We start from the raw sequence: 7,532 nt of genomic DNA on the forward strand, positions 1-7,532 counted from the left end.
TGAACCCGGATCCGGCGGTGGCGGCCGCGGTCGGCATCGGCGCGATCAAGTACGCCGACCTGTCCGGCGACCGGCTGTCCGACTACACCTTCGACTGGGACCGGATGCTGTCGCTGACCGGTAACACCGGCCCCTACCTGCAGATGGCCCACGCCCGGATCAGGTCCATCCTCGACAAGGCCGGCTCGGTCATGGCCGGCTCGGTGACGTTGGCCGAGCCGAAGGAGCGGGCGCTCGCGCTGGAGCTGCTCGGCTTCGAGCCGATGGTGCAGAGCACGGCGGAGAGTCTGGAGTTCCACCGGCTGGCCGGTTACCTGTACGGCGTGGCCGGCGCGTTCTCCGCCTTCTACGAGAGCTGTCCGGTGCTGAAGGCGCCGGATGGCGTACGCCGGAGCAGGTTGTCGCTCTGCGCCCGCACGGCGGCGACCCTACGGCAAGGGCTGGGTCTGCTCGGCATCGAAACTCCCGACCGGCTCTAGCCTCGTGAAGTTCTCCAGCCGCCCGAAGCCCGGCCAGATCCGCTCGGTGAGCGCGCGGGTGGTCAGCACCTGACCGCTCGCGCGCCGGCGCCGCTCGGCCAGCACCGCCGCCAGCAGATGCATGGGTGGCGTGCCGGGCGGCGGCTGCTGCGGGATCCGCTCGATCATCTCGGCGGCCAGCCCGTCGGCGAACCGGTCGTGCCACGGCCGCCGGATCTCCTTGGCCCGGGCCAGGAAGTGCCGTGCGGCCAGCGCCAGGTCGTCGTCCACCGCGCTCAGGTCCGCGGTCACCGCCCAGCGGCTCAGCGGCGGCGGCATGGCCGGCATCCAGCCCCACTCCGACGCCGACCGCTCGTGGATCACGAACGTGCCCGCGGCCAGGTCGCCGAGCCGCCGGCCGCGCGGCGAGAAGGTCATGGTGAGCAGGCTGACCACCCAGGTCAGCATCGGCATGATCAGGCCGGGCCACTCGACGGCCACGCCGACCAGCGTGCGGGTCAGCGCGTGGCGGACCCGGATCGGCCCGCCGTCCTCACGTACCACCCGCAGCCCGACCAGCCGCTTGCCGATGCTGCGGCCGTTGGTCAGGGTCTCGATCGTGGTCGGGTACGCGATCAGCACGGTCACCGCAACGATGATCATGATGCTGCGCATCAGGGCGTCGTCCACGAACTCGCCGAACACCAGCGGCACCAGGGCGACGACCAGGATCAGCAGGAAGAACCCGAGCAGCACCTGCACGGCGATGTCCACGGTGAGAGCCAGAGCCCGTGAGCCCAGCCGGGCATACCGGACATCGACCTCGACCGCCTCACCGTTCACGAGGCGGTCGGCCGGCTTCTCCACACACGTATTCAACACGCCGGCCGCTACCCTTCGCCGGTGGACCTCGACGTGTACGTCGCCGAGCGTCGCGGGGAGTGGAACCGGCTCGAGCGGCTGACCCGCAGGCGCCGGCTCACCCCCGACGAGGCGGACGAGCTGGTGCTGCTCTATCAGCGTGCCGCCACGCACCTGTCGGTGATCCGGAGCCGCTCGCCCGACCCGGTGATCGTGGCCAACCTGTCCCGGCTGGTGCTCGGCGCCCGCGCGGCGATCACCGGCAGCCGCCGCTTCTCCTGGGCGCCGGTCGGCCGGTTCTTCACCACCGCGCTCCCCGGCGAGCTCTACCGCACCCGCTGGTGGTGGATCTCGGTCGGCGTGATCTGCGTGGCGCTGGCCACGGCCATGATCCAGTACGTGGCCGCGAACCCCGGCGTGGCCGACATGTTCATGTCCGAGGAGCAGCAGCAACGCCTGGTCGCCAACGACTTCGTCGCCTACTACAGCGAGTTCCGGGCGCAGAACTTCGCCGCCGCGGTGTGGACGAACAACGCGCTGCTCACCGCGCAGTGCCTGGCCTCCGGTGTGCTGATCCTGCCGGTCTTCTACCTGCTCGGCAGCAACCTGCTGAGCATCGGCGTGACCGGTGGCGTGATGGTCGGCGCGGGCGCCGGCGACACCTTCCTCACCTACATCGCGCCGCACGGCCTGCTCGAGCTGACCAGCGTCTTCGTCGGCGCCGGCGTGGGGCTGCGGATCGGCTGGGCGTGGATCGCGCCGGGACCGTTCCGCACGCGCGGGCAGGCGCTGGCCGAGCGGGCGCGCAGCGGCATGCTGGTCGCGCTCGGCCTGGTGCTGGTCCTGCTGGTCGCCGGGCTGGTCGAGGCGTACGTGACACCGTCACCGTTGCCGGCCTCCCTCCGCATCGCCCTCGGTGCGCTGGTCTGGCTCGGCTTCCTGGGCTACGCGCTGGGCTACGGCGCTCTGGCCCACCATCGCCGGACCACCGCGGACCTGGACGACATCGCGCTCACCGAGCTGCCGCAGCGTTGACCGGAACCGCCGCCTTGACATTGTCGCATGCTATGACTCACTCTGTTGAGACAAAGCTTGCGACATTCGGAGGTGAGGGCATGCGCGAAGCGGATCCGATGGAGCCCGATCAGACGGAGCCTGATCACGCGGAGGCCGCGCAATGGCTGGCCCGGCACGGCTTGACCGACGCCGAGCCCACCCCACTCCTCACGGCGCGGCTGGCGGTGCGGCGGCGTGCCAAGGCCGTCGACAGCGCCCTGCTGGCCGCGTTCATCCTCGGTGCGGCACTCATGCAGACGCTGGGCCGGCTGGCCGGCGGCACACCCTCCCGGCCTACGCTGCTGGTGCTGGCGGCGCTGGTGGTCGCATTGCTGATGGCGCAGTGGACGCTCGGGCGGTGGGTCCGGCGCGTCGACCGGCAGGCCGGCGCGCGACTGCCCCGGCGGGTGGCCCACCCGGTCCAGCTCGGCTGGCGGGCGGTGCTGGGCCGGCCGCATGCCGTCTTCGCGGTCGCCACCTTCACCGCCGCGGTGCTGCTCGCGGTGAGCGTGCTGCCCATCGCGGACGCCGCCTTGCGCTACGGGGCGATCTTCGTATTGATCGGTCTGTTCGGCGCCGGTGCGGGCGTCGTCATGCAGCTGCGCCAGGTGCTGGCGAGCCCGGCCGTGGCGGAGGACGAGGCGTCGCTCACGGCCGATGTCATCATGCGGGTCGAGGACGCACGGGCCCTGGTCACACCGAGTCTGGTGTGGATACTGCCGGCCCTCTTCCTGTACGGCGAATCGATCGGCTGGTGGAACGCGGTCTCCATGGCGCTGGTGGTGGCGGGGGTCATCGCGTTGTTCCTGATCCACATGCGGAGTGCCGGTGTCGCGACGGCGGCACGGCGAGCCATGGCCATTCGATGATCGTCATCGACGCCGGCTCGCCGACGCCGCCGTACGAGCAGATCCGGGCCCAGCTGGCCAGGCAGATCCAGGACCGCTCGCTCGCCGTCGGCACGAGACTGCCGACGATCCGCCGGCTCGCGGCCGACCTCGGACTCGCCGTGAACACCGTCGGCCGGGCGTACCGGGAGTTGGAGGACGCCCGGCTGATCGAGACCCGCGGGCGGGCCGGCTCGTTCGTCTCGGCCGGCGGGGAGCAGGCCCTCGAGCAGGCCCGCCGCGCCGCCCGCGACTACGCGGCGGTCATCACGAGCGTCGGCATCGATCCCGGCGAGGCGGTCCGGATCGTCGAGGCGGCACTGGGCCAGGCCTCGACGCCACCGGTCGAACCCGCGCGGATGGTCAGATGACTTTGCGGAGGCGGGCCTCGAACGCCGCCGGGTCCTCGGCGAAGCCGATGTGGCCGCCGGGGAACATCGTCGGCTCGATGCCCAGCGACGCGGCAAGAGCGCGGGACGCCCGGTCGCAGAGCTGACCCGCCGACTCCTCGCCGATGCCGATCAGCATCCGGCGCTCTCTCAGCCGAGCCACATCCGGGCGGAAGCCGATCGTTGCGCGGTACATGTTCCGGTACTGGAAGTCGTCGTCCGGGTTGGGCGGCCCGCCGGCCATCATCTGCACGACCTCCTCGGGCAGGTCGAGGTTGGCGATCCGCATGAATTTGCGGAACGTTCCCACCCGGTCGCCCGCCTCCCAGGTGGCCAGCATGTCCTCGGTCCCGGCCCACAGCTCGTCGCGGTCCGGCAGCACCTCCAGCAGCGGCGGCTCGTGCGCAATGATCAGCGACGCGCTCGACGGGTGCTCCTCGGCCAGCGCCAGCACGCTCACCGCGCCGCCGCTCGACCCGAGCACGAACGCCGCCGGGCCACGGCCGGCATGCTCGATCAGCCGGGCCAGGTCGGCGGCCCGCTGCGACGGCGTCGACGGCGCCGACCGGTCGTCGACCGAGCTGCGGCCGATGCCGCGCGGATCGGTGGTCAGCACGGTGTGGTCGGCGGCCAGCAGATCGGCCAGCGGGGCGAAGGCGTCGGCGGTCATCGGCGCGGCGGCGAGCACCGCGAGCGGGCCGTCGCCACGCAGCTCGTAGTAGAGGTCGGCATCGGGGACTCGGAGAATGTTCGTCATGCCATGGTGACCGGCGCGGGCGGGCGGATTCATCGGTCCTCCTACAACCGGCCCGCGGCCTTCAACGCCAGGTAGACGTCGGCGACCTTCGAGGCGAAAAGATCGCGGGTCTCGTCGACCACGATCACACCGAGCTGGGTCAGCACCGCCCGCACCCGGTCGCGCTCGGCCAGCGCCAGCTCGGCGGCCGCCGCCACGTGCACGTCGTCGGCGCTCGCGCCGGCCTCCGGCAGCACCGCCAGCCGGGCCGTCTCCGGGTCGCGCACGCTCGCCACCACCACCCGGTGCAGGGTCACCAGCCGGTGCAGCATCGGCAGCAGGCCCTCGATGATCGGCGCCGCGTCCAGCGCCGTGAAGATCACCACCAGCGCCCGCTTGTGGTCGCGCCGCAGCAGCTCGGCGACGGCCAGCCCGAAGTCGGTCTCCACCAGGGCCGGCTCCAGCGACGCCATCGCCGAGATCAGCCGGGTCAGCTTGGTGCGGTGCCCGCCGCCCTCCACCTTGGCGCGGATCGCGGTGTCCGCGGCCAGCAGGTCGACCCGGTCGTCGGCCCGGGTGGCCAGCACCGAGAGCAGCAGGGCCGCGTCGATCGCGGCGTCCAGCCGGGGCTCGTCGCCGATCCGCGCCGCGGAGGTGCGGCCGGTGTCCAGCAGACACAGCACGCGGCGGTCGCGTTCCGGGCGCCAGGTGCGCACCACGACGTCCTGCGCCCGTGCGCTCGCCCGCCAGTCGATCGAGCGGACGTCGTCGCCGATCACGTACTCGCGCAGGTTGTCGAACTCGGTGCCCTGGCCGCGCCCGCGGGTCACCACGGCGCCGTCGAAGACCCGCAGCTTGGCGAGCTTCTCGGGAAGCAGCCGGCGCGAAGGGAAGGGCGGCAGGACCCGCAGAACCCACTTCGGGGTACGCGCGTCGTTCCACGCCGCGCGCCGCTGCCGGTACGCGAGATGCAACGGCCCGTACGAGCGCAGCGTCACGCGCACCGCCGGGCGGTCGCCGTGCCGGGTCGGGGTGAGCACGGTGGCGATGCTCTCCCGCGTACCCGGCTCCAGACTCAGCCGGTGCTCCGCATGGGCCGAACCGGCGGACGGCACCCAGGTGTCCCGCAGGGACAGCCGCATCGGCCGGTCGGAGACGTTCTCGACGTGCAGCGTGACGGTCGCCGTCCCGCCCAGCCACACCGTGGTGTCGCCCTCACGGCTCAGCCGCACCCCGTCGAGCGGTCCGGCCTGCGTCAGATCGACGGCCACGACCCCGGCCAGCAGCACCAGCACCACGCCCGCCGCGAACCACGGCCACGGCGACAGCGCCGGAGCGACCGCCCCCACGGCGAGCAGGAGCGCGAAGCGCCGCGTCACCATCAGCGCGGCGACGGCACGGCGGAGAGCACCGATCGCAGCACGGCGTCCACGGTGATCCCGTCCAGCTCGGCCTCGGCCCGCAGCCGGACCCGGTGCCGCAGCACCGGCAGGGCGAAGGCCTTCACGTCGTCCGGCGTCACGTAGTCACGCCCGCTCAGCCAGGCCCGCGCCTTCGCCACCGCGAGCAGGGCCGTCGAGCCACGCGGCGACGCGCCCAGCTCCAGCGACGGCGCCGCGCGGGTCGCCCGGACCAGATCCACGATGTATTCCAGCACCGCGTCGGTGACACCGGTCCGCCGCACCGCCGCCCGCCCCGCCGCCAGGTCCTCGGCCGTGGCCACCGCCATCACCCCGGCCGCCTTGAGGTCGCGCGGGTCGAAGCCCTGGTGGTGGGCGCGCAACACGTTCAGCTCGTCGTGGCGCTCCGGCAGCGGCACGGACAGCTTCAGCAGGAACCGGTCCAGCTGCGCCTCCGGCAGCGGGTACGTGCCTTCGTACTCGATCGGGTTCTGGGTGGCCGCCACGATGAACGGCTCGGGCAGCCGCCGCGGCACGCCGTCCACGCTGACCGTCCGCTCCTCCATCGCCTCGAGCAGCGCCGCCTGCGTCTTCGGCGGCGTCCGGTTGATCTCGTCGGCGAGCAGCAGGTTGGTGAAGATCGGGCCGGGCCGGAAGTTGAACGCGGCGGTCCGCGCGTCGTAGACCAGCGAGCCGGTCACGTCGCCGGGCATCAGGTCGGGGGTGAACTGCACCCGCTTGTGGTCCAGGTCGAGCGCGGTGGCCAGCGACCGGACCAGCAGCGTCTTGGCCACCCCGGGCACGCCCTCCAGCAGCACGTGACCGCCGCAGAGCAGCGCGATGACCACGCCGCCGACCACGGCGTCCTGGCCCACCACCGCCTTGCCGACCTCGGCCCGCAACCGGCCGAGCGCATCCACGGACGTCGTCACAACTGTTCCCCTTCGATCACTTGCCGCACCAGCCGCTGCACGGCAGCCGCCCTGTCCACCAGATCTTCGTCGCCCTCCACCAGGGCGTCCGTGAGCACCGCTCGCTGCTGCTCCGGAAGTCGCGCCGCCACCGTGTTGACGTCGCTGTCCGGTGGCAGCCCGAAGTGCACGGCCAGCCTGCGCACGGCCGCGGCCCGCACGGTGCTCAGCGAGGCGTCGCGCGCCCGGGCCCGGCGGTAGAGGCCGCCGAGTCCGCGTACGGTCTCAGCCGCCCGGACGCGGGCCGGCAGCGGCTCCGGGACGGGCGCCCCGAGCCGGCGCGCCGACGCCGCGGCGAACGCCAGCAACGCCAGCGCCAGCAGCAGAACGGCCGCCCAGAACGAGGGCGGGAACGCCTGCGCCAGCGTGCTCTGCTCCTCGCTCTCGCCCTCGCCGCCGGACTGCGGCCGTTCCTCGGCGCCGCCGTCCTCGCCCTCCTCGTCGCCGCCCGGCCCGTCCCCGCCGTCGGTCTGCTCCTCGCCCGACTCGTCGTCGCGCGGGTCGTAACCGGGCTCCTCGCCGATGCCGGGCACCGGGTCGTCCGGCGGTGGCTCCTCGCGCTCGTGCAGGTCGAGCCACACCACCCGGTCGCCGCGAGACAACAGACCGGTCGCGAAGCCGGCGTTGTTCCACTCGTCCTGCCGGTCGTTGCGGAACGGGTCGGACGCGCCGACCAGCGTCACCTGCGGCCCGTCGGTCACCAGCTCGACGACCCCGCCCTCGTAGCAGCTGAACTCGCTGTCGCCGGCGCCGAACTGCCAGCGCAGCACCGCC

8 protein-coding genes and 1 pseudogene are annotated in these 7,532 nt (G+C 72.9%); 4 read left to right on the forward strand and 5 right to left on the reverse strand.

Annotated elements, in window-relative coordinates:
* On the forward strand, nt 1–479 hold a 479-nt coding region (argS, locus tag AB0M20_RS18120; protein ID WP_364299474.1), incomplete at its 5' end, for an arginine--tRNA ligase.
* Here argS and AB0M20_RS18125 read toward each other — a convergent pair.
* On the reverse strand, nt 429–1,325 hold the full coding sequence (locus AB0M20_RS18125) for an RDD family protein (RefSeq protein ID WP_364299476.1): 897 nt from the start codon (nt 1,323–1,325) through the stop codon (nt 429–431). The genes argS and AB0M20_RS18125 overlap by 51 nt on opposite strands.
* A gap of 36 nt (nt 1,326–1,361) precedes the next feature.
* Between AB0M20_RS18125 and AB0M20_RS18130 the strand changes: the two genes are divergently transcribed.
* The 3 genes from AB0M20_RS18130 to AB0M20_RS18140 all read left to right on the forward strand — a co-directional run bounded on the left by AB0M20_RS18130 (nt 1,362) and on the right by AB0M20_RS18140 (nt 3,633).
* The gene (locus AB0M20_RS18130; protein WP_364299478.1) at nt 1,362–2,354 is read left to right on the forward strand and encodes a stage II sporulation protein M; all 993 of its coding nucleotides are present in this window, start codon (nt 1,362–1,364) and stop codon (nt 2,352–2,354) included.
* A gap of 80 nt (nt 2,355–2,434) precedes the next feature.
* On the forward strand, nt 2,435–3,244 hold the full coding sequence (locus tag AB0M20_RS18135; protein WP_364299480.1) for a hypothetical protein: 810 nt from the start codon (nt 2,435–2,437) through the stop codon (nt 3,242–3,244).
* Nucleotides 3,241–3,633 carry a GntR family transcriptional regulator gene (locus AB0M20_RS18140; RefSeq protein ID WP_364299482.1) on the forward strand — a complete coding sequence of 131 codons (393 nt, stop codon included), beginning with the start codon at nt 3,241–3,243 and terminating at the stop codon, nt 3,631–3,633. The genes AB0M20_RS18135 and AB0M20_RS18140 overlap by 4 nt, the downstream gene beginning before the upstream one ends.
* Here AB0M20_RS18140 and AB0M20_RS18145 read toward each other — a convergent pair.
* The 4 genes and pseudogenes from AB0M20_RS18145 to AB0M20_RS18160 all read right to left on the reverse strand — a co-directional run.
* Complete coding sequence (locus AB0M20_RS18145) at nt 3,626–4,408, reverse strand: alpha/beta hydrolase (protein WP_364299484.1); 783 nt, start codon at nt 4,406–4,408, stop codon at nt 3,626–3,628. The genes AB0M20_RS18140 and AB0M20_RS18145 overlap by 8 nt on opposite strands.
* Nucleotides 4,409–4,449: 41 nt before the next feature.
* Nucleotides 4,450–5,769, reverse strand: coding sequence for a DUF58 domain-containing protein (locus AB0M20_RS18150; RefSeq protein ID WP_364299486.1), 1,320 nt, complete (start codon nt 5,767–5,769; stop codon nt 4,450–4,452).
* The gene (locus AB0M20_RS18155) at nt 5,769–6,719 is read right to left on the reverse strand and encodes a MoxR family ATPase (RefSeq protein WP_364299488.1); all 951 of its coding nucleotides are present in this window, start codon (nt 6,717–6,719) and stop codon (nt 5,769–5,771) included. The genes AB0M20_RS18150 and AB0M20_RS18155 overlap by 1 nt, the downstream gene beginning before the upstream one ends.
* Nucleotides 6,716–7,532 (reverse strand): annotated as a pseudogene (locus tag AB0M20_RS18160) (hypothetical protein); the annotation flags it as partial. The pseudogene AB0M20_RS18160 and the gene AB0M20_RS18155, both read right to left, overlap by 4 nt.

The organism is Actinoplanes sp. NPDC051633, from assembly GCF_040681735.1.
Lineage (GTDB): Bacteria > Actinomycetota > Actinomycetes > Mycobacteriales > Micromonosporaceae > Actinoplanes.